The following is a 25,996-nucleotide window of genomic DNA, read 5'->3' on the forward strand; positions in this document are numbered from 1 at the left end:
TCCGGTCGTTCCGTTGGGGTTTCACAGATTGAGCACCACGCGCGCCGCCAGCGCGATCTGGAACAGGATCTGGGTCATGTCCTTCCAGATCTGGCGCGATTTCACGTCGATCTTGGGCAACACCAGAATCTGGTCGCCCGAGCGCACCGCGCCGGCCTTGGCATCGAAATGCCAGGCGTCGGCCTCGCCCAGATCGGCAAAGCTGCCGTTGTTGTGCGCCACCACCACGCGCGAGCTGCCGGCGTTCTGCACGAAGCCGCCGGCGCCGGCGATGTAGTCGCGCACGCCCAGCTTGGGGTCGTAGGCGATGGCGTTGGGGAACAGCACGTCGCCGCTCACCAGCACCAGGCCGTCGCGCGCCGGCACGTTGATGACATCGCCGTTCTCCAGCAGCAGATCGTCGCGCGCGCTGCTCTCGGCGATCAGCACCTGGCCCGAGGGCTCGATCTTGCGGGCCCGGTCGACCCATTGAAGGATCAGCGCCGCCTCCTCGCGCCGCAGCGCGGCCTCGTCGTTGGTGCCCGAGCGCGCGGTGAGCACGCTCACCTCCAGGCCGTGCAGCGCGGTTTCCAGCATCTGCTTCTGGCGCAGCTTCACGCTGGCGCGAAAGAGCTGGATGTTGTTGCGATCGGAGCGGTCGGAGAAGCGGATCCGCTGCATCACGTCGCCGAGCCGGCTGCCATAGGGCAGCACGTATTCCTGAAGACTGTCGTGCTCGCCCTGCACCCGCACGGTGATGATCCCGGGCTTCTTGTCGGCGGTGAACTCGATCTCGTCGCCGTTGACGAGATTGAGCTCGGCGGTCTGGTCGAGCGCGTAGTACTCGGTATTGGTCACGGTGCCGGTGTTGCGCACCACGCGCACATGGGTGGCGGCGGGCATCGGCCGGGCCAGCCGCACCAGCTCGGCCACGCCGATCTGGCGCCCGGCAAATTCGAAGCGGCGCGCATTCTCGACCAGCCCCGACACCTTGAAGGTGCTGCGGCGCGGGCCGACGAAGATCACGTCGCCGTCGGCCAGCTGCACCGGCTGCATGCGGCCGTCGAGCAGGAAGTCGTAGAGGTCGAGCCGGCTGCGCAGCGTGCTGCCGCGCTTGATCTGCACATCGAGAAAGCTGCCGCGATCGAGGTCGATGCCGCCGGCCTGGTCGAGATAGTTGAGCGGGCTGTCGAGGCTGGTGCCGCCGTACAGGCCGGGCCGGTTGACATAGCCGCCGACGAAGACCCGCACCGGCTGGGCCGCCGCGAGGTTGGCGTAGCTGCTCACATTGGCGCGGAACACCCGCGCCACGGCGGTCTCGACCACGCGCTGCAAGTCCTGGTTGCGCACGCCCAGCACCTGCACCGGGCCCACATGCGGCAGGAACAGATTGCCCTTGGGATCGACCGGCACCCGCGCATCGAACTCGAACGCGCCCCAGAGCCGGATCTGGATCAGGTCGCCGACCGCGATGGCGTAATCGGCATTGAAGTTCGAGGCGCTCAGCCGCGCGAACGAGCCGGTGAACAGGTTGGCGCCGAAGGTGTCGCTGGCGAGATTGGCCGAATAGTCGTAGCCGGCCGGCGCCGGATTGGTCGGCACCACCGGCAGCCCGGGCGCCGCCGCGGTCAGCGGCGCGGGCAGGGCGGTGCTCGGCGTGGGCGTCGGCGTGGCCGGCAGCAGCGCCGGCGTGGCCGACGGATTGCTCTGGGTGCTGCTGGTGGCCTGACTGGCCGGGGCCGGCGGCGCGAACAGGCCACCCAGCTGGGCCCGGGCCGGACCGGCCAGCAGCGCAAGCGCGGCCACGCAGGACAGGATCAGTCGTCTCATATCAGTCTCGGTGCTCGGAAATGACCGCCATCAGCAGATGGACGATGGCCGCCAGCAGAAACGCCAGCAGCGCAAAGGCGGCGATGTTGTAGAGCCGGCGCGGCTCCATCGAATACTGCGGAACCGTCGGCGCCTGGAGCACCGACACCTTCTTGAGCGTGCGCGCGGCCTGGATGCGACCCTGCTCCAGCGCGCTCAGCGCGGTCTTGTAGACATCCTGGTCGAACTGCGCCGCCATGCTCAGGCGCTGATATTCCTCGACCGTCTGGTTGAGCGGCGTGCCGCTGCTGGCGGTCAGACGCAGCCGCTCCTGCGCCAGCTGCTTCTGCACCGCCGCGATCTGGAGATTGATGTCGACGATGGCCGGGCTGTCGGGCACCAGATAGCCGAGCAGCGCCGACTTGCGGGTATTGAGGTCGGTGAGCTGGCCGTCGAGCCGGTTGACGATGCCCACCACGTTCTCGGCGGTGTTCTCGGGCGCGGCCATGCCGTGCTCGTTCTGGAACGCCAGCAACTTCTGGCGCCCGGCCAGCGCGCGGTCGCGCATCTCGCCGACCTGGCTTTCGAGGAACCTGACCTGCACCTCGGCGAGCCGGTGGCCGAGCAGGTTCATGTACTGCTCGCCCTCCTCCACCAGCGCCCGGGCGATGGCGGTCGCCATCTCGGGCGTGTAGGCCTGGACCCGCAGCAGCAGCAGGCCCGAGTAGTCGTCGTACTCGACCGCCACGCGCGACTGGTAGTAGCTGTAGAACCATTCGATCGAGCTGTCGCGCGCATACAGCCGCGACAGCGGATCGCGCGACGGATCGCTGTAGTGCTCGCGCAGATGCAGCCGGGCATCGAGCTTTTCGAGCATGTCGACCGACAGCAGATGGTCGCGCAGCAGCATCTGGTTGGGCCGGTCGCCGCCACCGATGCCGCCGAGCAGGCTGGAGAAATCGACCGACTGGCCGCCGCCCGGCATGTCGGCCTGCTGGATGATGACGTGGGCCTCGGACACATAGCGCGGCGAGGCGATCAGCCCCCAGTACAGCGCCGCCAGCAGCGTGGCCACGAAGGCGGCGGTGAAGGCCGGATAGCGGCGCCAGCGGCTCTTGCGCCGCGCCGCCGGCGCGATGTCGGGCAGCAGATTGCGCGCGGGCGCGGCCGGCGTGGGCGCCGGCGCAGCGTCGGGCAGGGTGACGTCCTTGCTCATGGAGACAGCTTTCCGCTTTGTTGGTGGGCGCTCAGCGCCGCGTCGATGTCGTCGAACCAGTCGGCCCGGCCGTCGTGCAGCCAGATGCCGGCGCTGCAGAACTCGCGCAGCACGCGGGGCCGGTCGTGCACCAGCACCAGCCCGGAGCGCGCCGCCAGCTGGCGGAAGGCGGCGGCGCTCTTCTCGCGGAAGGCGCCCTCGCCGATGGCCGTGACCTCGTCCGACAGATACACGTCGAACTCGAAGGCGAGCGACAGCGCGAACTGCAACTGCGCGCGCAGCGCCGGCGTGTAGCTGCCGACCGGCTGCTCGAAGCGCCGGCCCAGCTCGGAGAATTCATGGATCCAGGCCAGCCGCGCCGCATGGTCCGGATCGCGGCCTTCGAGCCGGCACAGGAACTTGGCGTTGACGCGACCGCTGAGTTGCAGATTGAGCCCGGTCGCCTTGCCGATCGGCCACGACACGCGGCAATCGTGCTCGATGCGGCCGTGCGTGGGCTGGTCGATGCCGGCCAGCAGCCGGATCAGCGTGCTGCGGCCGCTGGCCGGCGCACCGATCACGCCCACGCCCAGACCGGCCGGAATGGTCAGGCTCACGCCATCGAGCACCCGGTGACTGCCGCCGTGACCGCGATAGCGCATGCCCACATCGTCGAGCCGGATCATCGCGGCTTCGCCTTCAGCCGGTCGAGGAAGCGGCGTTGCAGCAGCAGGCCGAGGAACAGCAGCACCAGCGCGCATTCGTACAGATAGGCCAGGCTCACCTCGGGCGCGGCGTGATACATCGGCGAGAAGCCGTGCCGGATCAGCTCCAGCGCCTGCGCCACCGGATTGAGCAGCACCCAGCTGCGATAGGGCTGGGGCAGGCTCGACAGCTGCACGATCACGCCCGACAGGAAGTACATCGGAATCATGATGAAGCCGATGACGCGTCTGAAGCCCGGGATCAGCTCGCTGCCGACCGAGGCCATGAGGCCGAAGCCGAGCGCCATCAGCCAGGCGCCGAACAGCGCGCCGATCACCGCCAGCGGATCGGCCGGCCGGGCGTCGATGCCGAGCAGTTCGCCGATCACGATCAGCACCGAGAACACCAGCGTGAGCAGGAAGGCTTCGAGCACCGCGCGCACCAGCACGAAATCGACCGGCACGATCTGGCGGTAGAGGAACAGCGGCTGGTTCTGGCCGATGGCATTGGCCGACTGGGTGGCGATGCGCTTGAACAGCAGAAAGCCGAACAGCCCGGCCACCAGCCACACGGCGGTGTCGATGCCGCCGACCTTGCGCACCCGCACCACGGTCATCATCGTGACCATGAACACCGTGTGCACCAGCGGTTCGAGCAGGAACCACAGCCACGAAGTGCGGGTGGTGAGCAGCCGGGCGATGCCCTCGCGCAGCAGCAGCGCCTTCCACACCGCGATGCGCACGGCCCAGGACGAGCGTTGCACGGTCGGGCGCGGTACGGGCTGCGGGAAGACGGTTCGGCTCATTCAGCGGCTGGGATGACAGGGCTTGCAGGCGGCCGGCAGCGGCGCGGCCGGCGACAGGCGTGCGGATTCTAGCCGTGGCCGGCGCGGCAGCCGGCTCACTCGCGGAACGCCCGCCGCATCGCCGCCGTCAGCGGCTCGGAGAAATAGTCGAAGGCGGTGCGCTCGCGGGTGCGGATGAACACCTCGGCGGCCATGCCGGGCCGCAGCTCGATGTCGTCGGCGGCGAGCTGGGCGCGGTCGAGCTTGATGTGGCACAGGTAGTAGGGCGCGCCGGTGCGGCGGTCTTCGAGCGCATCGGCCGACACATAGACCACCTCGCCCTCGACCGTGCGCGCGGCGCGCAGCTTGATCGCGGTCAGCCGCACGTCGGCGCTCTGGCCGGTGCGCAGATGCTGGACCGCATCGACCGGCACCCGCGTCTCCACGATCAGCGGCGCATCGTCGGGCACCAGATCGAGCACCGGCTCGCGCGGGCCGATCGAGCTGCCCGGCGTGGTCACCTTCAGGTCGGTCACGCGGCCGGCCAGCGGCGCGACGATGAGCTTGTGGTCGGTCGCGTCGCGCGCGGCGCGCAGCCGCTCCTCGATGTCGACGATGCGGGCCTGGCTGTCGCGCAGATCGTTGCTGGCTTCCTGCACCTGACCGTCGCCGAGCGTGGCCAGCCGCAGTTGCAGATCGGACAGCGTCTGCGCCGCCTTGGCGGTCTCGGCGCGGTTGTCGTCGAGCCGCATGCGGTATTCGGCCGCGCTGCGCTGGAGCGTGAGCACGCGCACCTTGTTGACATAGTTCTGTTCCAGCAGGCGCTGGTTGGCGGCGGTTTCCTCGTCCATCAGCGCGAGCGCCTGGGTGCCGGCGGCGAATTCGCGCTCGCGCGCGGCGAGCTGCACGCGCACATCGTTCATCTGCTGGCGCGTGAGCGCGGCCTGACTGTCGAGCCGGGCGCGGCGCGCCTTGAACAGCGCCAGCTCCTGCGCCACCGCCGCCGCCATGCGCGGCTCGTGGCGGGCCCGCGCCACGAGGTCGGCCGGCGGCGCCCAGCTGGTGGCGAGCGCGCGCTCGGCCATCAGCCGCGACGCCTTGAGCTGCTCGGCCGCGAGCTGGCCGGCGAGCGCATCCTCGTTGGCATCGAGCCGCACATCCTCCAGCTCGACCAGCGGCTGGCCGGCCACCACATGCTCGCCCTCGCGCACGAGGATGGCCTTGATCGTGCCGCCGTCGCGGTGCTGCACCGTCTTGCGCTGGGTATCGACGCGCACCGTGCCCTGGCCATAGGCGGCGCCGCTCAGCGGCGCATACAACGCCCACAGCAGCAGTCCGCCGACGATGACCAGCGTGGTCCAGCCGCCCAGCGCGATCAGTCGGCGCACCTGCCGGTCGAGCGGATCGACCTCGATGGCATCGACGACCGCAAGCTCCTGCATCGCGCTCATTGCCGGATCTCCTTCACATTGGTCGCGGCGGCCACTGCCGGGCTGGCGACCTGATTGGCGGCCTGATTGGCCGCCGCCTTCACGCCAATGCGCTCGATGGCGCCGTCGCGCATCACCACCACGCGGTCGGCCACCGCCAGCAGCTTGCTGCGCTGGGTAATCACCACCACGGTCGTGCCCTCGGCCTTGAGGCCGGCGATGGCATCCATCAGCGCCTGCTCGCCAGCCTCGTCGAGGAAGGCGTTGGGCTCGTCGAGCACCAGGAAGCGCGGCCGGCCGTAGCAGGCGCGCGCAAAACCCACGCGCTGGCGCTGGCCGCCCGACAGCGGCGCGCCGCCCTCGCCGAGCGGCGTGTCGTAGCCGCCGGGCAGCGCCACGATCAGCTCATGCACGCGCGCGCGTTTGGCCGCCTCCACGACCGCGTCGGCGCGGCCGCCCTCCAGCCGCGCGATGTTGTCGGCCAGGCTGCCCGGAAACAGCGAAATGTCCTGCGGCAGATAGCCGAGATGGCGCCCGAGCTGCTCGGGCGGCCACTGGCTCAGCTCGGCGCCGTCGAAGCGCACCCGGCCCGCCGTGGGCGCGAGCGCGCCGACCAGCAGCCGCCCGAGCGTGGACTTGCCCGAGCCGCTCGGGCCCACCACCGCCAGCACCTCGGCCGGCGCGATGTCGAGATTGAGGTCGCGCACGATGGCGCGGTCGCTGCCCGGCGCGCGCCAGCTCACACCCTCGACCGTGACCCGGCCGGTCGGCTCGGGCAGGCCGGCAAAGCGGCTGGGCAGCGGCGCCGCCAGCAGCGGCGTCAGCCGGCCCCAGGCGGCGCGCGCCTCGACCAGCAGCTTCCATTGCGCGACCAGCGATTCGACCGGCGCCAGCGCCCGGCCCAGGATGATGGTCACGGCAATCATCACGCCCGGCGACGCCTCCTGCTTGACCACCAGATACGCGCCGGTGGACAGCATCGCCACCTGCACGCCCTGGCGGAAGAAGCGCGTGAGGCTGCCGATGCCGCCCGCGACCGATTGGGTGCCGAGCTGCTCGGCATGCAGCCGCGCCTGGGCCGCGCGATTGCGCTCGATGACCGCGCCGGCCATGCCCATCGCGCGCACCACATCGCCGCCGCGCGCCACCGCGTCGAGCAGCCGGCTGGCGTCGCGACCGTCCTGTTGCAGCTTTTCGAGCCGGCGCCGGGTGAAGCGCTCGTTGGCGACCGCCAGCAGCACCAGGATCGCGGCGCTCGCCAGCGCCAGCACGCCGAGCAGGTTGTCGAACAGGAAGATGACGCCCATGTAGATCGGCATCCAGACCACGTCGAACAGCGCGATCACGCCCGCGCCGCCAAGAAAGGTGCGCAGCGAGGCCAGATCGCGCAGCGCATAGCCGGCCGGCGCGGCGCCGGCGGGGCGGTAGAACATCTCGCGCAGCAGATCGGCGCCAAGGCGCCGCTCCAGCTTGACGCCGGCCAGCGCCAGCAGCCGCGCGCGGACCATGTCGAGCACCAGCATCAGCAGCAGCGCCATCAGCGTGACGAGGCCGAGCATCACCAGGGTTTCGAGGCTGCGGCTGGCCATCACGCGGTCGGTCACTTGCAGCATGAACAGCGACGGCGCCAGCAGCGACAGATTGATGAGCAGGCTGAATGCCGCCGCCGCGCCGAACAGCCGGGCATGGTCGTGAATGAAGGTCTTCATGCCGAGGCTCCGGGACGGGCGGGGTGGCGCGCGGCGCTCATGCGGCGCGCCCGGCCGCGAGATTGCGCACCAGTTGCAGCAGCTGCGGCAGGCAGGCGCCGCGCAGGTCGTACTGGGCGATGGCGTCGGCGCGGGCGCGCGCGCGGCGTGCCCGGTCGTCGTCGCTGCCGTCGAGGATGGCGACCAGCGCCGCCGCGATGCCGGCCGGATCGAAGAAGTCGACCAGCCGCGCGTTGACGCCGTCGGTCATGGCTTCTTCCACCGGCGCGGTGCGCGAGGCGACCAGCGAGCAGCCGCAGGCCATGGCTTCCATCGCCGACCAGGACAGCACGAAGGGATAGGTGAGATAGACATGAGCGCGCGACACCCGCAGCAGATCGAGGTAGCGCGCGTAAGGCAGCTTGCCGAGGAAATGCACGCGCGCACGGCCCGGATGATCGGCGATCGCGGCTTCGTGGATCGCCCGATAAGTCTTGCCCTCGGGCGGCTGACGGCCATAGCTGACCTCGTCGCCGCCGACGATCACCACGCGCGCATTCGGCCGCGCATCGAGCAGCGCCGGCAGCGCGCGCATGAAGCTGTGGAAGCCGCGATAGGGCTCCAGGTTGCGCGCCACGTAGGTCACCACCTCGTCGCCGGGCGCCAGCTCGCTGCCGTCGGGCAGGGCAAAGCGCGCCTCGGCCGACGGCGCCACCACGGCGGTATCGATGCCGTCATGGACCACGCGGATGCGGTCGCGGAAGAAGGCCGGGTATTGCGCGCGCTGCCAGTGGGTCGGGCTCAGGCCGGCATCGGCCTGCTCCATCGCAATGAGCTGCACCGTGTTGCGGATGCGCAGCTTGAACAGGTCGTCGGGCGAGGCCGGGAATTCGGGATCGAAGCCGACATCCGAGCCCTCGGCGCGGTAGAAGAATTCGAGATAGACCAGCAGCCGCGTGGCCGGGAACACATCCTTGACGAACAGCGCCTCGCCCCAGCCCGGATGCGCCACCACCACGTCGGGCACGAAGCCCTCGGCCTTCAGCTCCAGCAGCCGGCGCACCACCGCCTGGCCGCGCCGCACGCCGGCCTCGGTGCTGCGCAGATAGTGATGCGTGCCTTCGCCGGCGCCGCGCGGCGCGGCATAGCCCACGAAGCGCAGCCGCGCCGGCGGCGGCCCGAGCCGGGCGATGGCGCCGTCCTCGCCGATGCAGACCACTTCATTGGCCGGCTCGGCGGCGATGGCGGGCGCCAGATGCTTGAACTGGCCGGGGAAGTTCTGGTGGATGAACAGGACGCGCATGGGCTCGGCTGGCTCGCCCGGAGCGGGCGGATTCGTTGAACTTGACGGGCGGCGCGGCGGCAACCCGCCGCCCCCCGAACGCGGCCGCGAGCGTCGCACATCGTGCTGACGGCAGGCACGCGGCAGGCCAATGCTGTCGTGGCGCGAACGCGTCGAAATTCAGGCGAACAGGCCGAAATCCGTCACGGCGAGACTGGCGCTGCCGGTCACCACGCCGAGCAGCGTCAGCTCGTCGGCCTCGACCGCCGCATCGGCGTCGGTGCTGACAAAGCGGAACAGCGCCGAGCTGCGGCCGTCGTCGACCACGAACAGACGCGCATCGCCCACCGCAAATGCGCTGTCGGCGCTGCCGATGACCGCGCCCACCTCGGCCGCCGAGATGGCGCTGTGCCAGTCGCCGGCGCTGGCGAAGTCGCTGGCCAGATCGGCGCGCAGCACGACCAGCTCGGCGGCTTGCGCAAAGCTGCCGCCGGCCTCGGTCTTGACCGTGGCGCCTTCGAGCAGGCTGTCGCCGTCGCCGACCAGCGCGCCCTTCACCTCGATGCGGTCGATGCCGCCGACGAAGTCGCGGATCTCGGCGCCGGCGGCAAAGAAGAAGCCGGCATCGGCACCGACCGCGCCGGCACCGCTGCCGCTGTCGAAGCGAAAGCGGTCGAGCGTGCTGTCGTCGGCCGACTCGTCGGCGGATGCGCCGTAGACCAGCTCGCTGGCCACGGTCAGGCTCGCGGGCGCATCGACCACGCCGATGAAGAGCGTGTCGCTGCCGGCGCCGCCCTCGATGCTGTCGTTGCCGGCACCGCCGGCGATGCTGTCGTTGCCGTCCAGGCCCAGCAGCCGGTTGGCGGCGGCATTGCCGGTCATCGTGTTGGCCAGCTCGTTGCCGGTCAGGTCGCGCGCCAGACCGGCGGGCACGAACTCGGCGGCCACCTCGGCCGGGCTGCCGGCCAGCGCATGGACCCGGGCCCAGGCTGCCAGCGCCGTCGCCTCGGCCGCCAGCCCCGAGCCGAGCAGCGCCAGATTCTCGACGCCGCCGAGCGCCTCGGCCGAGCCCGAGATGGCGAAGATCGCCGTGTCGCTGCCGGACGAATCGTCGCCGCCCGCCAGCAGCTCGCCCGCTGCCGCCTCGGCCGCGCCGCCGATCAGATAGATGTCGTTGCCGCTGCCGCCCAGCAGCACCGAGGTCTCGCGCGCGATCAGCACATCGCTGCCGTTGCCGCCTTCGAGCACATCGGCATGGCCGTCGGACGCGATGGCGCCGAGCGCCAGTCCGCCGGCCAGCGTGTCGTTGCCGCCGCCGCCGGTCAGATGGTTCTCGCCGGCATTGCCCACCAGCACATTGGCGCCGGCATCGCCGCCGCCGAGCTGGGCCGTGCCTTCGAGGATCAGGTTCTCCACATTGGCAAAGCCCGCCAGCCCCAGGTCGATGCGCGCATGCACGGTGTCGTCGCCGGCGCCGACCGCCTCGACGATCACGTCGTCGGTGTTGTCCAGGTAGTAGTGATCGTCGCCGGCGCCGCCGGCCAGCGTGTCGATGGCCTTGTCGTCGCGCGTGAAATCGTTGAACTGGCCCGCGCCCACGCCGGGCACGGCGAGCGGCGTGGCCAGCCCGCTCAGGCCGCCGTAGAGCGTGTCGTTGCCGTCGCCGCCGGCGAGCGAATCGGCGCCCAGCCCGCCCACGACGATGTCGTTGCCGCCCAGGCCCGAGACGACATTGGCGCCGCTGCCGCCGACGATGAAGTTGTCGAGCCGGTTGCCGGTCAGCGCGGCGCCATCGGTGCCGATGTAGAGCAGGTTCTCGATGGTCGAGGCGAGGCTGCCGACATTGATCGTGGTCTTGCTGCCGTAGAAGCTGTCGTTGCCCTGGCCGAGCAGCTCGATCACCGAATCGGCGGCGTTGATGTAGTACAGGTCGTCGCCGGCGCCGCCCACCAGGGCGTTGCTGCCGCCCTCGCCGATCAGCAGATCGTTGCCGTCGCCGCCGATGAGCGTGTCGTTGCCGCCGCCGCCCAGCAGGGTGTCGTCGCCGCCCAGGCCGTTGAGCCGGTCGATGCCGGCGCCGAGCGATTGCAGCTGGTTGGCGGCGCTGTCGCCCACCAGCGAGACGGCAGCGCTGCCGTTGTAGAGCAGCCCTTCCACGCCGGCCCAGCGGCCGAGCCGCAAATCGAGCACCGCGCCCGCGCTCTGCACCGTGTCGAAGCCGCCGCCGGCCAGTTCCACCACGCGGTCGAGCGGATCGTCGATCACGTAGAAGTCGTTGCCGCTGCCGCCCACCAGCGTGTCGATGCCGCTGCCGCCGTCGAGCATGTCGTTGCCGGCGCCGCCTTCGAGCAGATCGTTGCCGCCAAAGCCGAACAGCGAATCCGCACCCGCGCCGCCGCTCAGCGTGTCGGTGCTGGCGCGCGCATCGTTGGCGCGGATGAGGTTGTTGAGCGAATTGCCGACCAGCCAGCTGGCGAGCGTGCCGGTGTAGCTCAGGTTCTCCACCTCGGCGAAGGGCAGCAGGCTGTAGCGGCCAAACACGTCGAGCACCGAGCTGCGGATCGTGTCGCGGCCGCCGTCGGCCGCTTCCACCACCTGGTCGCGCAGGTGGTTGACGACATACACATCGTTGCCGAGCCCGCCGGTCATGAAATCGACGCCGCTGCTGCCGTTGAGGGTGTCGTTGCCGCTGGTGCCGTTGAAGGTGCTCACTGCTGTCTCCGGTGGATGTCTTGGATGCGCGCGTCAGGCAAACAGCTGGAAGTCTGCCGCCGTCAGCGCGCTGTCGTTGTTCACCACCGCCAGCAGGCTCAGTTCGCTGGCGCTCACCACGGCATCGGCATTGGCGCTGACAAAGCCGAACACCGCCGAGCCGCGGCCGTCGTCGACCACGAACAGCCGCGCATCGCCGACCGCGAAGGCGCTGTCGGCCGTGCCGATGGCGGCCGTCACGCCGGCGGCGGCGATGCTGCCGCTCCAGCCCCAGTTGTAGGAAAAGCTGTCCACATCGGCCCGCACGAACACGATCTCGGCCGACCTGGCGAAGTTGCCGCCGGCAAAGTCCTTCTCCTGGGTAAAGCCGAGCGTGGCGTCGCCGTTGCCGACCAGCGCGCCGTCGATCCACAGATAGTCGGCGTCGTTCTCGAAATCGCCGATCTCGATGCCGCCCCTGAAGCTCGCCGTGCCGGCCGAGTAGCCGGTGGCGCTCAGTGCGTCGAAGCGGAACAGGTCGAGCGCGTTGTCGCCGCCGCCATAGCTTTCGCCGCCCCACAGCTGGGCCGTGCTGCCGCCGCCCGGCGCCAGCGCATAGAGCACGTCGGCATCGGCGCCGCCGGCCAGCGTGTCCACACCGCCGCCGCCAAAGATCAGGTCGCTGCCGGCGCCGCCGCTCAGGCTGTCGTCGCCGGCATCGCCGTAGAGGACGTCGTCGCCGGCCTCGCCATAGAGGTAGTCGCCGTCGTCGCCGCCGTGGAGCGTGTCGTTGCCGGCGCTGCCGTGCAACTGGTCGTAGCCGCCGCCGCCGTCGAGCGAATCGGCGCCGTCCGAGCCTTGCAGCCTGTCGCTGCCGGCGCCGCCGAGCAGGGTGTCGTTGCCGCCGTCGCCGTTGGCGGCGAAGGCGGTGGCGTAGATCTCGTCATTGCCGTCGCCGCCCAGGATCAAATCGCTGCCGGCATTGCCGCTCAGCGAATCGTCGCCGCTGCCGCCGTCGATGCTGTCGCCACCGGCGCCGCCGGCCAGGGTGTCGGCGCCGGCATAGCCGCGCAGCGTGTCGTCGCCGCTGCCGCCGGAGAACCAGTCGTTGCTGGTGTTGGCCGCGCCCAGCGTGAACAGGCGCGCCGTGCTGCCGGTGTAGCTCAGGCCCTCGATGCCGGCATAGCCGGCGTAGCTGGTGACGCTGTCGCTCTCGACGATGTCGAGTCCGCCGCTGCCGGTCTCGATCACGCTGTCGGCGGCGTCGATGCGGTACAGGTCGCCGCCGTCGCCGCCTTCGAGCGTGTCGACGCCCAGGCCGCCGTCGAGCGTGTCGTTGCCGGCAAAGCCGTAGATGTGGTCGTTGCCGCCCAGGCCGCGCAGCAGATTGGCGCTGTCGTTGCCGCCGATGGCATTGGCCTCGTCGTTGCCAGTGAGGTCGGCGAACGCGGTGTACAGCGCCGCCGAGCCGCTGCCGGCCACGCCGATGGCCACCGCCAGCGCCGCCTGCGCCTGCGCTTCCACGTCCAGGCCCGAGCCGTAGAGCAGCAGCGTCTCGACGCCGTCCATCGCCTCGGCCGAGCCGGTGTTGGTGAAGATCAGCGTGTCGTTGCCGCCGTCGTCGCTGCCGCTGATGACCGCGCCATAGCCGGCATCGACCAGATACAGGTCGTCGCCGGTGCCGCCGAACAGCACCGACGACTGGCGCGCGATCAGCACATCGGCGCCGCTGCCGCCGTCGAGCACATCGGTCGGCGCGCCGCCCATGCCGAACCAGCCGCCGCTGACCGCGCCGAGCAGGGTGTCGTTGCCGGCGCCGCCGTCGAGATAGTTCTCGCCCGAGCTGCCGACCAGGATGTTGGCCGCCGCCGTGCCGGCGCCGAACCAGGCCGTGCCGTCGAGCACCAGGTTCTCCACATTGGGCGCGTCGGTGAGGTCGTAATCGACCAGCGCCACGACGGTGTCGCTGCCGCCGCCGGCCGCCTCGACCACCCGGTCGTCGAGGTTGTCGAGCACATAGCGGTCGTCGCCCAGGCCGCCGACCAGCGTGTCGGCCACGCCGTCGTCGAGCAGCTGGGTGAAGAACAGCGCGTTGTCGCCGTAGACGCCGTCGAGCTTGTGGCCGGTGTCGCCGCCGTAGAGCGTGTCCTTGCCGTTGCCGCCCAGGATCGAGTCGGTGCCGGCGCCGCCGAACACCACGTCGTCGCCCACGCCGGCCGAGATGATGTTGGCGCCGGCGCCACCGACGATGAGGTTGTCGAGCCCGTTGCCGGTGAGCGCGATGCGGGTCGCGCCGGTGTAGATCAGGTTCTCGACGCTGCCCGACCAGCCGGCGCGGTTGATCGATGCAATCAGGCCGACAAAGCTGTCCTCGCCCTCGCCCGCCGCCTCGGTCACCGCGTCGCCGGCGGTCACCTGATACACGTCGTCGCCAATGCCGCCGATGAGCGTGTCGTTGCCCGCGCCGCCGTCGAGCGTGTCGTTGCCGGCACCGCCCAACAGCCGGTCGGCGCCGGCCGACAGCGATTGCACGAGGTTGCCGGCGGCATTGCCGACCATGGTCACGGCGGCGCTGCCGGTGTGGACGATGCCCTCCACATTCACCCAGCGGCTGGCGCTGATGTCGAGCACGATGCCGTCCGACTCGACGATGTCGAAGCCGGCATTGGCGGTCTCGAACACGCGGTCGCCGAGGTTGTCGACGAAGTAGCGGTCGTCGCCGCTGCCGCCGATCAGGCTGTCGGCGCCGGTGCCACCGTCGAGCCAGTCGGCGCCGCTGCCGCCTTCGAGCCGGTCCTTGCCGCCGCCGCCGAGCAGCGTGTCGTCGCCGGCACCGCCGTAGAGCGTGTCGGCCGTGCTGCCGCTGCCGGCCTGGATCAGATTGTCGAGATCGTTGCCGCGCAGCCGCGCCGCGCCGGCACCGGTGAACACCAGCGCCTCGACATTGGCGTAGCGCAGCAGGCTGAAGCCGCCGCTGCTGTCGAGCAGCGCGGTGCGCACGCTGTCGAAGCCGGCGCCCGCCGCCTCGACGATGCTGTCGCGCAGCGAATTCACCAGATAAATGTCATTGCCCAGACCGCCCGCGAGCGTGTCGGCGCCGCTGCTGCCGCCGAGGGTGTCGTTGCCGTTGCTGCCGGTGTAGGTGGTCATGCGGGCTGGCTCCTGGAACGCGCTGGAAATCGCCGAAGTTGGCGCGCCGGCATCCTGGCCGGCAAGACGGGACATTGCGATGACGGCCGGCGGGCGCTGGCGGGCGACGGGTGGCGCGGGCAATCAGCCAGCCATCGGCCCGAAATCATCGCGCCGGCATGCGCAGCGTGGCCAGCAGCCCGCCGCCGGCGCGCCGGCTCAGCACGATGTCACCGCCCTGCGCCCGCATCAGGTTGCGCGCGATCGCCAGCCCGAGCCCGGTGCCGCCCGAGGCCCGGCTGCGCGAGCCCTCCACCCGATAGAACGGCTCGAACACCCGCTCCAGCAGTTCGTCGGGCAGGCCGGGGCCACGGTCGGCGACGCCGATGCGCACCTCGGCGCCGGCGCGCTCCAGCGTGATGTCGGCCGCGCCGTCGCCATAGCGCAGCGCGTTGTCGAGCAGGTTCTGCAAGGCGCGTTGCAGCGCGCGCGGCGCCGCCGGCACCGCCTGGCCGAGCTGGCCGGTCACGGTCACGCGGGCGCCGGTATCGGCCGCGTCCTCGGCCAGGGTGGCGAGCAGGCGGTCCAGGTCGACCGGGCTGCGCGCCTCGTGCAGCTGGGCGCTGCGGGCGTAGTCGAGCCCTTCGCTCACCAGCGCATCCATCGCCTCGATGTCGGCGATGAAGCGGGCGCGCTGCGGCGCCGCCTCGGGCAGGTTCTCGGCGCGCAGCCGCAGCCGGGTCAGCGGCGTCTTGAGGTCGTGCGATACCGACGCGAGGATTTGCGTGCGCTCATCGAGATGGCGCCGGATCGCGGCCTGCATGCGGTTGAAGGCCGAGGCCGCGCGCGCCACCTCGACCGGGCCGTCCTCGGCCAGCGGCGGCGCATCGAGGTTGACCGACAGCGCCTCGGCGGCGCCGGCAAACCGCCCCAGGCTGCGCGTCGCCACCCGCGCCAGCAGCAGCGCCAGCGCGCCGATGACCAGCAGCAGCAGGCCCAGATAGCCGAGCACATCGACCGGCGGCGGCACCGAGTTGGGCGGCGGCGTGTCGAACAGCAGCATCAGCTGCTGCCGGCCGTCGAGCTCGATGGCGATGCCGGGCAGCGGCGCCGCATCGGGCGCAAGGCGCGCCAGCACCGGCCGCGCCGGCCGCATGTCGCCGGCGGTGTGCAGCCGCGCCTCGACGATGGCGAGGCTTTCGAGCACATCGGGATGGGCCAGCGGCGCGAGCGGCGCATCGGCCGGCAGCAGCGCCAGCCGGTAGTAGCCGCGGTTGAGGCGCGGCAGCCAGTCGGCGCGCCGCTCGGGCGGCAGGCTGCGCAGAAACTCGCGCACGAAATCCACGTCGGCGGCCATGAAGGCGTACATCTGCATGCGGGTTTCATGGCCGCGGATGAACAGCAGCGCGCCGAAGCTGGCCAGCTGGATCGTCAGCACGGCGGCGCCGAGCAGCAGCAGCAGCTGCGCGGCCAGGGTGTTGAAGCGGCGCGGCAGCCAGCGCCGGCAGGCGGCGGTGGCTCGCGCACCGGGCGCCGCGCTCATTGCGGCGCCCCGTCGGCGCCGAGCGGCGCGACCGCCTTGCAGAACACATAGCCCTCGTTGCGCACGGTCTTGATGTAGGCCGGCTCGCGCGCATCGTCGCCGAGGCGCCGGCGCAGCCGGCTCACGCGCAGGTCGATGGCGCGGTCGTAGGCCTCGGCCTCGCGGCCGGCCAGATGCGCGAGCAGCTGGTCGCGGCTGACCACGCGATTGGGATGGTCGAGGAAGAAGCGCAGCAGCCCGTACTCGGCGCCCGACAGCGGCGTGACCGCGCCGCGCGCATCGACCAGCACCCGCTCCACGGTGTCGAGGCGCCAGTCGCCAAAGCCCAGCCAGCGCGCCGGCTCCTCGGCCGCGAGCGTGCGCGGCAGCATCCGCGTGCGCCGCAGCACGGCGCGGATGCGCGCCACCAGCTCGCGCGGCACAAAGGGCTTGCCCAGGTAATCGTCGGCGCCAAGCTCCAGGCCGACGATGCGGTCCACGTCGTCGCCGCGCGCGGTCAGCATCACCACCGGCAGCAGCGCATGCGCGCCGGCGCGCAGCCAGCGGAACAGGCCGATGCCGTCCTCGCCGGGCAGCATCAGGTCGAGCACCACCAGATCGACCGGGCCGGCCGCGAGCGCGGCGCGCATCTGGCGGCCGTCGGCGGCGCAGCTCACGCGGAAATCCTGCCGCGCGAGGTAGTCGCCGAGCAGGTCGCGGATGTCGGGATCGTCGTCGACGATGAGGATGTGGTCGGGGCGGGGCTGCACGGCGCTCGGCTCGGGAATGGGCTGGGGCGATTCTGGCGTGCCGGCGCGGGCTGCGCGGCGCGACCAGCGGCCGCCATGTATCGCAGCGTATCGGCCGCGCGGCGCGACACGCGGCAATACAAGAAGCCCGCGCCACGACAAGCCGGCGATACATGCGGGCGCTGCAATGCGGGCCATCGCAACCCTCGCACCGGAAGCCCCATGAACAAGCTCGTCCTGCTCGCCGCGCTCGCGGCAGCCGCCACCGGCGCCCGCGCCGCCGACCTCAGCGTGGACATCGACGGCGTCGCGTCGCAGCGCGGCCATCTGGCGGTGGCGCTCTACAACCGCGCCGACGGCTTTCCGGCCGAGGCCGGCGGCGTGCAGGCCCAGCGCGTCGCGCCGGCGGCCGGCCGCAGCTCGGTCGTGTTCCGCAATCTGGCGCCGGGCAATTACGCGGTGGCCGTCTATCACGACGAGAACGACAACCAGAAGCTCGACCGCGGACTGTTCGGCATCCCGAAGGAGCCCTACGGCTTCAGCAACGATGCGCGCGGCACCGCCGGTCCGCCCGAGTTCCGCGATGCGCGCTTTGCCGTGGGCGAGGCGCCGGTCGCGGTGACCGTGCGCCTGCGCTGAGGAGCGCCGCCATGACCTTCGCCCAACTGGCGCGGCTGGCCGGCACGCCGTCCGCGACCGAACTGCCGGCCGCCGAACTGCGGCCCGCCGCCGGCAGCGGCCCCATCGCCCGGCTGCGCCGCGTGAGCCGCACCTACGGCGCCGGCGCCGCCGCCGTGCCGGCGCTGCGCGACATCGATCTGGCGCTGGCGCGCGGCGGCTTCACCGTGATCGCCGGGCCGTCGGGCAGCGGCAAGAGCACGCTGCTGCAACTCATCGGCGCGCTCGACCGGCCCGATGCCGGCGGCAGCGTCGAGATCGACGGCACGCCGCTCGACACGCTCGACGACGATGCGCGCGCCGATTTCCGCGCGCGCCGGCTCGGCTTCGTGTTCCAGAACTTCAATCTGCTGCCGGTGCTGACCGCGCTGGAAAACGTCGAATACCCGATGCAGCTGGCCGGCGGCAGCGCGGCGGCGCGGCGCGACCGCGCGCGCCAGCTGCTCGCCGAGGTGGGCCTGGCCGGCAAGGAAGACCGCCGCCCGGGCGAGCTGTCGGGCGGCCAGCGCCAGCGCGTGGCCATCGCCCGGGCGCTGGCCAATCAGCCGGCGCTGGTGCTGGCCGACGAGCCGACCGCCAACCTCGACCGCGCGACCGGCGCGGAAATCATCGCGCTCATGCGCCGCATGCAGCGGCAGCTGGGCACGAGCTTCGTCTTCTCGTCGCACGACGCCCAGCTGATGAGCCGGGCCGATGTGCTGGTGGCGCTGGTCGACGGCCGGATCGCGGGAGCGCAGCCATGAACACGCTCGATCTGGCCTGGCGCAACCTGCTGCGCAACCGGCGCCGCAGCCTGCTCACGCTGGCGGCCATCGCGGTCGGTGCGGCGGCCGTCGTGATCTTTGGCGGCTATGTGGCGGCCACGATCAAGGCGGTGCGCACCGAGACCATTCGCAACTCGGGCCATCTCACCGTCGCGGCGCGCGGCTGGCTCGACTTTGGCCGCGCCGATGCGGGCCGGTTTGCGCTGCGCGATGCCGACGCCATCGTGGCCCGGCTGCGCGCCGATCCGGTGCTGGCGCCCATGCTGGCGGTCGTCACGCCGGTGCTGCATGTGCAGGGCGTGGCCGGCAATTTCGCGGCCGGCACGTCGAGCAACTTCATCGCGAGCGGCTGGCGCGCCGACGAGCGCCGCCAGATGCTGGCCTGGGACGACTCGGGCCTGCGCATGCCGCCGCTGGCCAGCGCGCTGCGCGCCGACCGGCCCGACAGCGGGACCATCGGCTTTGGTCTGGCACAGCTGCTGGGCCTGTGCGCGGCGCTGGAAGTGCGCGACTGCCTGCCGCTGCCGCCGCGCGACGACGCCGCCGCGCCGGCCATGGGCGCCGAGCTGGCGGCGCTGGTCGCGCGCAATGCGGCCGAGGCGCCGCAGGCGGGCGTAGCGACGGACGCCACCGCCGCGTCGGCCGGCCAGCCCGCCACGCCGCCCGATCCCGACGTGGCCATCGAGCTGCTCGCGGCCGGCACCGGCGGCGCGCCCAACATCGTGCGCATGCGCGTCGACCGGGTGGAGCGCAACGCGATGCGCGAGCTGGACATGATGCAGATCGCGCTGCCGCTGCCGCTGGCCGAGCGCCTGGTGTTCGGCCCCGACGGCCACGGCGCCTCGGCGATTGCGGTGCAGCTGCATCGCACCGCCGATCTGCCGGCGGCGCGCGAGCGCATCGCCGCGCTGCTGGCCGACCGCGCCCAGCCGGTCGAGATTCACGACTTCGGCACGATGAATCCGCAGTACGGCCAGATCGTCGGCATGTTTGCGAGCCTGTTCGGCTTTGTGGCGGTGCTGATGGCGGTGGTCACGCTGTTCTCGGTCGCCAACGCGGTCAACATGGCCATCGGCGAGCGCATCGGCGAGATCGGCACGCTGCGCGCCATCGGCCTGCGGCGCGCGCAGATCCGCCGCATGTTCGTGCTGGAGGGCGGGCTGATCGGCGCGCTCGGCGCGGTCACGGGCGTGGTCGCGGCCACGCTGATTGCCGAGTACGGCATCAACCACGCAGGGCTGACGTGGACGCCGCCGGGGCGCGCGCAGGCGGTGCCGATCGGCGTCGATGCCTTCGGCTCGCCCGAGCTGCTCGGGCTGGCGGTGGCGCTGCTGGCGCTGCTGGCCTGCGTGTCGAGCTGGTGGCCGGCGCGGCGCGCGGCGCGGCTGGAAATTGTGGAGGCGCTGCGTCATGTGTGATCGCCTCGACCCGCGCCCCATCGATGCCGGCCGGCGGCGCCTGACCGGCGCGCTCGGCGCCGGCGCGCTGCCGGCGCTCGGCCTCGGCACGCTCACGCCGTCGGCGGATGCCGCCCAGCCGCGCCCGGCCGCCGAGCTGCTCGCCGCGAGCGACGCGGTGCGCAATCCGGCCGGCAGCTTCTCGCTGCACACCGCGCTGGCCGAGTACCGCGCCGGCAAGCTGGTGGCCAGCTCCTCGCTCGCGGTGTATGCGCGGCCGGCCGGCGACGGCAGCGGCCAGTACCGCAACCTGGTGCGCTTCATCGGCCCGGCGCGCGACGCCGGCAAGCTGATGCTGCGCAACGGCCTCGACCTGTGGTTCTACGACCCGGCGGCGCGCAGCGCGGTGCGCATCTCGCCGCAGCAGCGGCTGCTGGGCCAGGCCAGCAATGGCGACGTGATGACCACCCGGCTCGCGCTCGACTACCGCATCGACGCCGACACGGCCGAGCCGCTGAAGGATGCCGACGGCACCGAGCGCGCGACGCGCCGGCTGCATCTGGTGGCGCAGCGCGACGACGTGCCCTATGCGGCGGTCGATTTCTGGATCGACGAGCGCGATGCGCGGCCGGTGCTGGCGCGCTATTTCACCGCCGAGGGCCGGCTGCTCAAGACCGCCTGGTTCCGCCGCTTTCAGCTGGAAGCCGGCGTGCTGCGGCCGACCGAGACCGTGATCGTCGACGGGCTCGATCCGGGCTGGGTGACGGTGATGCAGACCGGCGGCTATGTGGCGCGCGACATTCCCGAGGAATGGTTGCAGCGGGATTACCTGCCGCGGTTTCGGGGCGAGTGATGGGGCGGCATCGCGTCGCGGCCGCGCTGCTCGCGGTGCTGGCAACGGTGGCACGCGCCCAGCCGATCGATCTGCCGTCGTCCGCGCCCGACCTCGCCGCCGCGCCGCCCGAGACCGAGCGCCTCGTCCCCGGCCTGCGCATCGAACTCGGCCAGCAGCGGCTGCGCTGGCGCGAGTCGGCCGTCAGCCAGCCCGCCTTCGCGTGGCGCGAAGCGCTCGACTACCGCAGCGAGCGCGACGCCGGCCGCTGGCGCTTCGGCTTCAGCGACCGGCTCGAAGCGGCGCAATTCGCCGGCCCGGCGCCGGCCGACCAGACCCGCAACGCGCTGCGCGAAGCCTGGGCCAGTGTCGACGCGGGCAGCGGCGTCTTCCTCGACGCCGGCCGCATCAACCAGCGCCAGGGCCTGGGCCAGGGCTGGAACCCGAGCGACTTCCTGCGCGCCTATGCCGTCGTCACGCGCAGCACGCAGGACCCGGCCAGCCTGCGCGAGAACCGGCTCGGCACGGCCCAGCTGCGCGCGCAATGGCTCGGCGCGGCGGGCTCGGCCCAGCTCGCGCTCATCCCGCGTCTGAGCCGGCGCGCGACGCTGTCCGATGCCGATTTCGCGCCCGGCCTGGAGCGCACGAACCGCCGCGCCGGCGCCCAGTTGCGGCTCGCGCCGCAGCTCGACGAGCGCAGCAGCTTCGACGCCGTGGCGCAGCTGCGCGAAGGCGGCGCGCCGCAGGTCGGCGCCAATGCGTCGCGGCTGATCGGCGACGCCGTCGTGGCCTATCTGGAATGGAGCGGCGGCAACCGGCCGCGCTCGGCGCCGCGCGCCACCAGTGCGGCAGGCGCGGCAAGCGCCGCAAGCACGCCGCCGGCCTTCGATGCCGCCGATCCCGCCGCGCCGCGCGGCTGGGCCGACCGCTGGGTCGCCGGCGCCAGCTGGACCACGCCCTGGGAAGTGCAGCTCACGGTCGAGCGCTGGCAGATGAACGACGCGCCCGACGCCGCCGGCTGGCGCGCGATCCGCGCCGGGCTGGTGTCGCCCGAGGCCGGCGCCGCCTACTCGGCCTGGCGCGCCGATCTGGCCGAACGCGGCCTGCCGACGGTGCGCGCGAGCTGGTTTGCGCGCGCCGCCTGGGACCGCGCCTTCGGCCGCGCCGACCTGGATTTGTCGGCCTTCGCGCGCGTCAACGGCTACGACCGCAGCCGCTTCTGGCAGGCCGAGGTGGCCTGGCATGCGAGCGAGCGGCTCAGCCTGCGGCTGGCGCTCAATGCCAGCGCGGGCGCGGCGGGCAGTGAATTCGGCAGAGCCAATTCGCGCGCGAGCTTGCAATCCTGGCTGCAATGCTGGTTTTGAATTGGCATATCGTGAAATCGAGGGCGAACATCCAGCCGGTGTGCGGGCACCAAACCGGAGTCGCCCAATTCAGGCTTGCATATTCCACTCATTGGGGTGAATCGAGCCACCGACATTCGGCACGCCAATTTCGCGATGCGAGTCGAAAAAGGGCTGGCGCATTGCCCGGCAATCCGGCAATTGCGAATGTGATTGCGTGCTTTGCCGGGCAATGCGCCCACCGAATCCGGCGGCGGCAGGCGGCGCTCGGCGCCTTGGCCACGCAAGGCATTTCGGCATTCGGCCGACAATCCGGGCGCGATTGCAGCGGCAATTGCATTGCAGGAAGTCATTTCGCAATGCAATTGCCGCGACCGGCTGCAATTCCCGGCGTTCCATATTGCGAATCACGGCCGCAATGCCGTTTCGATTCAGCCAGCGGCGCGGAATTGGCACCGCCCTCGATTGCGGCGCGCCGGCATTGCCAATCCGGGGCAAGCCGATAAGGTCGAGCCGATCGATTGCCGCGCAGGCAATTCAGCCGATCGGCGCCAGATCGATCCGCAAGCCTTCGAGCCAGGGCAGCGTCGAATGGGCGATCGTCGCGCCGCCGTCGGCGCCGATGCGGCCGATCGACACTTCCAGATCGGCGAAGGCGATCAGCTCGGCGCGCCCGGCGTGGCCTTCGGCACGGGCGCGGCGCGCGCGCAGGGCCGGGCTGGCCGGCAGCGCGCGGTCGCGCACGCGGGCAAACCAGCTGCCGGCGCGCAGCAGATGCACGGCGCCCTCGGCGGCATGGCTGACGCCGCCCGCGCTGCCGGGCTCGCGCCGCCACAGTTCGTAGTACTCGGCCAGCGCGCCCCATTCATGCAGCGTGTCGCCGGCGAGCGCATTGGCGCCGAGGTCGGGCGCATCGCCGAGCGCGAAGTCGATCTGGCGATCCCAGCAGCACAGCCGGCCGCCCTCGGCCAGCCGGGTGATGCCGGCGAAGGCGCGCTGGCCGGCGAGCCAGTGCAGCTGGGCGTCGGTGCAGGCGGCAAAGCCGTCGACGCCGGTGAAGTCGGGCCGGTCGGGCGGCAGTTCGAGGTCGGCATGCCAGTCGGCGGTCTGGAGCCAGAAGCGGCGCGTGGCGGCGTCATGCACGCCGGGCGCCGCGAGCAGATCGCGGCGCCAGACGCCGAGGTAATCGGCGCCGACGCCGGCGACAAGCGCGGGCAGCGCGGCGGCAGCGCGCAGGGCGGGCATCGGCGGCGTGCCGGGCGGGACGGAGAAGCTGGCGGTCATGGCGACGGGCGGGCGGTGGCGGATGCGCGGGATTATCGGGAGCGCACCGCCGGCCCCGCGCGCTGCCGGCGGGGCGGCCGGTTTGCCGGTCCGGACGGCCCGGGCGACTGAACTAAACTCGCCCGATGCTTACCCTCGCCCTCTCCAAAGGCCGGATCTTCGAAGAGACCGTGCCGCTGCTTGTCGCCGCCGGCGTGAACGTCACCGAAAGTCCGGAGTCGTCGCGCAAGCTCATCCTGCCCACCAGCGACCCGGGCCTGCGCATCGTCATCGTGCGCGCCAGCGATGTGCCCACCTATGTGCAGTACGGCGGCGCCGATTTCGGCATTGCCGGCAAGGACGTGCTGATCGAGCACTGCGCCGAGCATGGCGACGGCGAAGGCCTGTACGAGCCCGTGGACCTGAACATCGCCGCCGCCCGCGTCAGCGTGGCGGTGCCGGCCAGCTTCGACTACGCGGCGGCCGTGCGCCGAGGCGCGCGCATCCGCGTGGCCACCAAGTACACCGCCATCGCGCGCGAGTTCTTCGGCGCCAAGGGCATGCATGTCGACCTCATCAAGCTCTACGGCTCGATGGAGCTGGCGCCGCTCGTGGGGCTGGCCGATGCCATCGTCGACATCGTTTCCACCGGCAGCACGCTGCGCGCCAACAACCTCGTCGAGGTGGAAGAAATCATGCGCATCAGCTCGCGGCTGATCGTCAACCAGGCCTCGCTCAAGCTCAAGCATGCCGAGTTGCAGCCGCTGATCGATTCGTTCCGGCGCGCGGTCGAAGGCTGATCGCGTGGCGGCGCCGACGCGCTGCCCACGATTGGCTGGCGGCGCTCACGCCGCGCCGGCGCCGCCCGTCCGCCGGGGCGCTTGCAGCATCCGCTCCCGGCACCATCCTCCGTCTTTCCCTCGCAGACCCGCCACCGCCATGTCCGCCCCGCTGATCCACCGCCTCGCCACCACCGACGCCGACTTCGCCGCCAAGCTCGACCATCTGCTCGCCTTCGAGGCCGAGACCGACGCGGCGATCGAATCCGCCGTGGCCGGCATCCTGGCCGACGTGCGCAAGCGCGGCGACGCCGCCGTGCTCGACTACACGCGCAAGTTCGACCGCGTGGAAGTGGCCGACATGGCCGCGCTCGAAATCACGCAGGACCAGCTGCAGGCCGCGCTCGCCGCCATCCCGGCCGAGGTGCGCACGGCGCTCGAAGCCGCCGCCGAGCGGGTCCGCGAGTACCACGCGATCCAGCTCGACAAGACCGCCGGCAGCTTCAGCTACCACGACGCCGACGGCACGCTGCTGGGCCAGAAGGTCACGCCGCTCGACCGCGTGGGCCTGTACGTGCCGGGCGGCAAGGCGGCCTATCCGTCGTCGATCCTGATGGATGCGATCCCGGCGCGCGTGGCCGGCGTGGGCGAGCTGGTGATGGTCACGCCCACGCCCGGCGGCCTGCGCAACGACACCGTGCTGGCGGCAGCCGCCATCGCCGGCGTGGACCGCGTGTTCGCCATCGGCGGCGCGCAGGCCGTGGGGGCGCTGGCCTACGGCACGGCTACCGTGCCCAAGGTCGACAAGATCGTCGGCCCCGGCAACGCCTATGTGGCCGAGGCCAAGCGGCGCGTGTTCGGCGTCTGCGGCATCGACATGATTGCCGGCCCGAGCGAAATCCTGGTCATCTGCGACGGCAACACCGCCGCCGTGCCGGCGCTGGCCGACTGGGTCGCCATCGACCTGTTCAGCCAGGCCGAGCATGACGAACTGGCGCAGGCCATCCTGCTCACGCCCAGCGCCGAATTCGCCGATGCGGTCGAAGCCGCCATCGCGCGCCTGCTGCCCACGATGCCGCGCCGCGACATCATCGCGACCAGCCTGCGCGACCGCGGCGCCATCGTCGTGGTACGCGATCTGGAGGAAGCCGCGCGCGTCGCCAACCGCGTCGCGCCCGAGCACATGGAAGTCAGCGTCGACGATCCGCATGCGCTGCTGCCGCTGCTCAGGCATGCCGGCGCCATCTTCCTGGGCCGCTACACCAGCGAAAGCCTGGGCGACTACTGCGCCGGCCCCAACCATGTGCTGCCCACCTCGGGCACGGCGCGCTTCAGCTCGCCGCTTGGCGTGTACGACTTCATCAAGCGCTCCAGCCTCATCGACGTGAGCGCCGCCGGCGCGCAGAAGCTGGGCCGCATCGCCAGCACGCTCGCGCACAGCGAAGGCCTGACGGCGCATGCGCGCGCCGCCGAGCTGCGGCTGGTCGACGAAGGCTGAGCGGCGCCGGCCAATCCGGCGCGGGCTCGCCGCGCCGGCGCCTGCCTCAGTCGTTGCGCTGGTCCGGCAGGTTCAGCGGCGGATCGTTGGGGCCGGGCAGCGTCGGCAGGCCGTCGCGGATGCGCTCGACCCGCACCTGCCCGCGCAGGATGAGCAGGCCGCGCAGCTTGTCGAGCCGGGCGCGCTGCTCGGCGTCGTAATGGTCGGACGGCGCCTCGATCAGCCGGTCGACCGCCGCCAGATCGTGCAGATCGAATCCGGCGTATTCCGCGTGGCGGCGAATCTCCAGATTCAGCTCCTCCACGTCACGCACGTAATGCTCGAGTTCGCTCACGGGCACCTCGCCTCGAATGCTGATTGATGCACCGCATCATAAGGATGCCGCCCCGCATCCGTCTTTCTGCCCGGTAACCGGCCGCGCGACGGCGACGGCGCACTCGCGGGTTTATGCCAACATCCGGCCCATCTCCGCTTTTCCT

21 protein-coding genes are annotated in these 25,996 nt (G+C 71.7%); 7 read left to right on the forward strand and 14 right to left on the reverse strand.

The features are described 5' to 3' along the window. Positions 1-21: 21 nt before the first annotated feature. The 11 genes from B9P64_RS21245 to B9P64_RS21295 all read right to left on the reverse strand — a co-directional run bounded on the left by B9P64_RS21245 (position 22) and on the right by B9P64_RS21295 (position 16,984). On the reverse strand, positions 22-1,809 hold the full coding sequence (locus B9P64_RS21245; protein WP_085318104.1) for a polysaccharide biosynthesis/export family protein: 1,788 nt from the start codon (positions 1,807-1,809) through the stop codon (positions 22-24). A 1-nt stretch (position 1,810) separates the two neighbouring features. Beyond that, positions 1,811-3,004, reverse strand: coding sequence for a chain-length determining protein (locus B9P64_RS21250; RefSeq protein WP_085318105.1), 1,194 nt, complete (start codon positions 3,002-3,004; stop codon positions 1,811-1,813). Continuing rightward, the gene (locus B9P64_RS21255) at positions 3,001-3,669 is read right to left on the reverse strand and encodes an ABC transporter ATP-binding protein (RefSeq protein ID WP_085318106.1); all 669 of its coding nucleotides are present in this window, start codon (positions 3,667-3,669) and stop codon (positions 3,001-3,003) included. The genes B9P64_RS21250 and B9P64_RS21255 overlap by 4 nt, the downstream gene beginning before the upstream one ends. Beyond that, positions 3,666-4,493 carry an ABC transporter permease gene (locus tag B9P64_RS21260; protein WP_085318107.1) on the reverse strand — a complete coding sequence of 276 codons (828 nt, stop codon included), beginning with the start codon at positions 4,491-4,493 and terminating at the stop codon, positions 3,666-3,668. The genes B9P64_RS21255 and B9P64_RS21260 overlap by 4 nt, the downstream gene beginning before the upstream one ends. A 95-nt stretch (positions 4,494-4,588) precedes the next feature. After that, a complete protein-coding gene (locus tag B9P64_RS21265) occupies positions 4,589-5,923 on the reverse strand; it encodes an HlyD family type I secretion periplasmic adaptor subunit (RefSeq protein ID WP_085318108.1) in 1,335 nt (444 codons plus the stop codon). After that, positions 5,920-7,611: a type I secretion system permease/ATPase gene (locus tag B9P64_RS21270; RefSeq protein WP_085318109.1), complete on the reverse strand. Its 1,692-nt coding sequence runs from the start codon at positions 7,609-7,611 to the stop codon at positions 5,920-5,922. The genes B9P64_RS21265 and B9P64_RS21270 overlap by 4 nt, the downstream gene beginning before the upstream one ends. 37 nt (positions 7,612-7,648) lie before the next feature. Next, positions 7,649-8,893, reverse strand: coding sequence for a glycosyltransferase family 4 protein (locus B9P64_RS21275; RefSeq protein WP_085318110.1), 1,245 nt, complete (start codon positions 8,891-8,893; stop codon positions 7,649-7,651). 159 nt (positions 8,894-9,052) lie between these two features. Beyond that, positions 9,053-11,584 carry a calcium-binding protein gene (locus B9P64_RS21280; RefSeq protein ID WP_085318111.1) on the reverse strand — a complete coding sequence of 844 codons (2,532 nt, stop codon included), beginning with the start codon at positions 11,582-11,584 and terminating at the stop codon, positions 9,053-9,055. Positions 11,585-11,617: 33 nt separating this feature from the next. Next, positions 11,618-14,713 (reverse strand): calcium-binding protein, encoded by a 3,096-nt coding sequence (locus tag B9P64_RS21285; protein WP_085318112.1) that lies wholly within the window; start codon positions 14,711-14,713, stop codon positions 11,618-11,620. A 145-nt stretch (positions 14,714-14,858) separates the two neighbouring features. Beyond that, entirely contained in the window at positions 14,859-16,235 is a 1,377-nt protein-coding gene (locus B9P64_RS21290) for a sensor histidine kinase (protein ID WP_085318113.1), read from the reverse strand. Then, a complete protein-coding gene (locus tag B9P64_RS21295; RefSeq protein WP_235840080.1) occupies positions 16,232-16,984 on the reverse strand; it encodes a response regulator in 753 nt (250 codons plus the stop codon). Before B9P64_RS21295 ends, B9P64_RS21290 begins: the two co-directional genes overlap by 4 nt. A 201-nt stretch (positions 16,985-17,185) precedes the next feature. On the opposite strand from B9P64_RS21295, the gene B9P64_RS21300 reads away from it, so the two are divergent. From B9P64_RS21300 to B9P64_RS21320, 5 genes are read left to right on the forward strand one after another with little or no spacing between them, the layout of a single operon-like run. Next, a complete protein-coding gene (locus B9P64_RS21300) occupies positions 17,186-17,602 on the forward strand; it encodes a DUF2141 domain-containing protein (RefSeq protein ID WP_085318115.1) in 417 nt (138 codons plus the stop codon). An 11-nt stretch (positions 17,603-17,613) separates the two neighbouring features. Beyond that, complete coding sequence (locus tag B9P64_RS21305; RefSeq protein ID WP_085318116.1) at positions 17,614-18,384, forward strand: ABC transporter ATP-binding protein; 771 nt, start codon at positions 17,614-17,616, stop codon at positions 18,382-18,384. Further along, the gene (locus tag B9P64_RS21310; RefSeq protein ID WP_085318117.1) at positions 18,381-19,823 is read left to right on the forward strand and encodes an ABC transporter permease; all 1,443 of its coding nucleotides are present in this window, start codon (positions 18,381-18,383) and stop codon (positions 19,821-19,823) included. Before B9P64_RS21305 ends, B9P64_RS21310 begins: the two co-directional genes overlap by 4 nt. Next, the gene (locus tag B9P64_RS21315; RefSeq protein ID WP_085318118.1) at positions 19,816-20,655 is read left to right on the forward strand and encodes an outer membrane lipoprotein-sorting protein; all 840 of its coding nucleotides are present in this window, start codon (positions 19,816-19,818) and stop codon (positions 20,653-20,655) included. Before B9P64_RS21310 ends, B9P64_RS21315 begins: the two co-directional genes overlap by 8 nt. Then, the gene (locus B9P64_RS21320; RefSeq protein WP_085318119.1) at positions 20,655-21,998 is read left to right on the forward strand and encodes a hypothetical protein; all 1,344 of its coding nucleotides are present in this window, start codon (positions 20,655-20,657) and stop codon (positions 21,996-21,998) included. Before B9P64_RS21315 ends, B9P64_RS21320 begins: the two co-directional genes overlap by 1 nt. Before the next feature lie 69 nt (positions 21,999-22,067). On the opposite strand, the gene B9P64_RS24705 is transcribed toward B9P64_RS21320, so the two are convergent. Both B9P64_RS24705 and B9P64_RS21325 read right to left on the reverse strand, forming a co-directional pair. Then, positions 22,068-22,433, reverse strand: coding sequence for a hypothetical protein (locus B9P64_RS24705; RefSeq protein ID WP_139826449.1), 366 nt, complete (start codon positions 22,431-22,433; stop codon positions 22,068-22,070). Between the two features lie 81 nt (positions 22,434-22,514). After that, complete coding sequence (locus B9P64_RS21325) at positions 22,515-23,261, reverse strand: hypothetical protein (RefSeq protein ID WP_085318120.1); 747 nt, start codon at positions 23,259-23,261, stop codon at positions 22,515-22,517. Between the two features lie 125 nt (positions 23,262-23,386). Between B9P64_RS21325 and hisG the strand changes: the two genes are divergently transcribed. Further along, entirely contained in the window at positions 23,387-24,040 is a 654-nt protein-coding gene (gene hisG / locus B9P64_RS21330) for an ATP phosphoribosyltransferase (RefSeq protein ID WP_085318121.1), read from the forward strand. A gap of 139 nt (positions 24,041-24,179) precedes the next feature. Further along, on the forward strand, positions 24,180-25,517 hold the full coding sequence (gene hisD / locus B9P64_RS21335) for a histidinol dehydrogenase (protein ID WP_085318122.1): 1,338 nt from the start codon (positions 24,180-24,182) through the stop codon (positions 25,515-25,517). 46 nt (positions 25,518-25,563) lie between these two features. On the opposite strand, the gene B9P64_RS21340 is transcribed toward hisD, so the two are convergent. After that, positions 25,564-25,851, reverse strand: a complete 288-nt coding sequence (locus B9P64_RS21340; protein WP_085318123.1) for a hypothetical protein — start codon at positions 25,849-25,851, stop codon at positions 25,564-25,566. Positions 25,852-25,996 lie beyond the last annotated feature (145 nt).

The organism is Derxia lacustris (assembly GCF_002105195.1).
In the GTDB taxonomy this organism is placed as follows: domain Bacteria; phylum Pseudomonadota; class Gammaproteobacteria; order Burkholderiales; family Burkholderiaceae_E; genus Derxia; species Derxia lacustris.

Bases quoted from the DNA above. Each gene is read 5' to 3' on its own strand.
- B9P64_RS21265 (WP_085318108.1), bottom strand. From the start codon at position 5,923: ATGAGCGCGATGCAGGAGCTTGCGGTCGTCGATGCCATCGAGGTCGAT.
- B9P64_RS21270 (WP_085318109.1), bottom strand. From the start codon at position 7,611: ATGAAGACCTTCATTCACGACCATGCCCGGCTGTTCGGCGCGGCGGCG.
- B9P64_RS21255 (WP_085318106.1), bottom strand. From the start codon at position 3,669: ATGATCCGGCTCGACGATGTGGGCATGCGCTATCGCGGTCACGGCGGC.
- B9P64_RS21250 (WP_085318105.1), bottom strand. From the start codon at position 3,004: ATGAGCAAGGACGTCACCCTGCCCGACGCTGCGCCGGCGCCCACGCCG.
- hisD (WP_085318122.1), top strand. From the start codon at position 24,180: ATGTCCGCCCCGCTGATCCACCGCCTCGCCACCACCGACGCCGACTTC.
- B9P64_RS21300 (WP_085318115.1), top strand. From the start codon at position 17,186: ATGAACAAGCTCGTCCTGCTCGCCGCGCTCGCGGCAGCCGCCACCGGC.
- B9P64_RS21325 (WP_085318120.1), bottom strand. From the start codon at position 23,261: ATGACCGCCAGCTTCTCCGTCCCGCCCGGCACGCCGCCGATGCCCGCC.
- B9P64_RS21260 (WP_085318107.1), bottom strand. From the start codon at position 4,493: ATGAGCCGAACCGTCTTCCCGCAGCCCGTACCGCGCCCGACCGTGCAA.
- B9P64_RS21315 (WP_085318118.1), top strand. From the start codon at position 19,816: ATGTGTGATCGCCTCGACCCGCGCCCCATCGATGCCGGCCGGCGGCGC.
- B9P64_RS21305 (WP_085318116.1), top strand. From the start codon at position 17,614: ATGACCTTCGCCCAACTGGCGCGGCTGGCCGGCACGCCGTCCGCGACC.
- B9P64_RS21310 (WP_085318117.1), top strand. From the start codon at position 18,381: ATGAACACGCTCGATCTGGCCTGGCGCAACCTGCTGCGCAACCGGCGC.
- hisG (WP_085318121.1), top strand. From the start codon at position 23,387: ATGCTTACCCTCGCCCTCTCCAAAGGCCGGATCTTCGAAGAGACCGTG.
- B9P64_RS21290 (WP_085318113.1), bottom strand. From the start codon at position 16,235: ATGAGCGCGGCGCCCGGTGCGCGAGCCACCGCCGCCTGCCGGCGCTGG.
- B9P64_RS21320 (WP_085318119.1), top strand. From the start codon at position 20,655: ATGGGGCGGCATCGCGTCGCGGCCGCGCTGCTCGCGGTGCTGGCAACG.
- B9P64_RS21245 (WP_085318104.1), bottom strand. From the start codon at position 1,809: ATGAGACGACTGATCCTGTCCTGCGTGGCCGCGCTTGCGCTGCTGGCC.
- B9P64_RS21275 (WP_085318110.1), bottom strand. From the start codon at position 8,893: ATGCGCGTCCTGTTCATCCACCAGAACTTCCCCGGCCAGTTCAAGCAT.
- B9P64_RS21285 (WP_085318112.1), bottom strand. From the start codon at position 14,713: ATGACCACCTACACCGGCAGCAACGGCAACGACACCCTCGGCGGCAGC.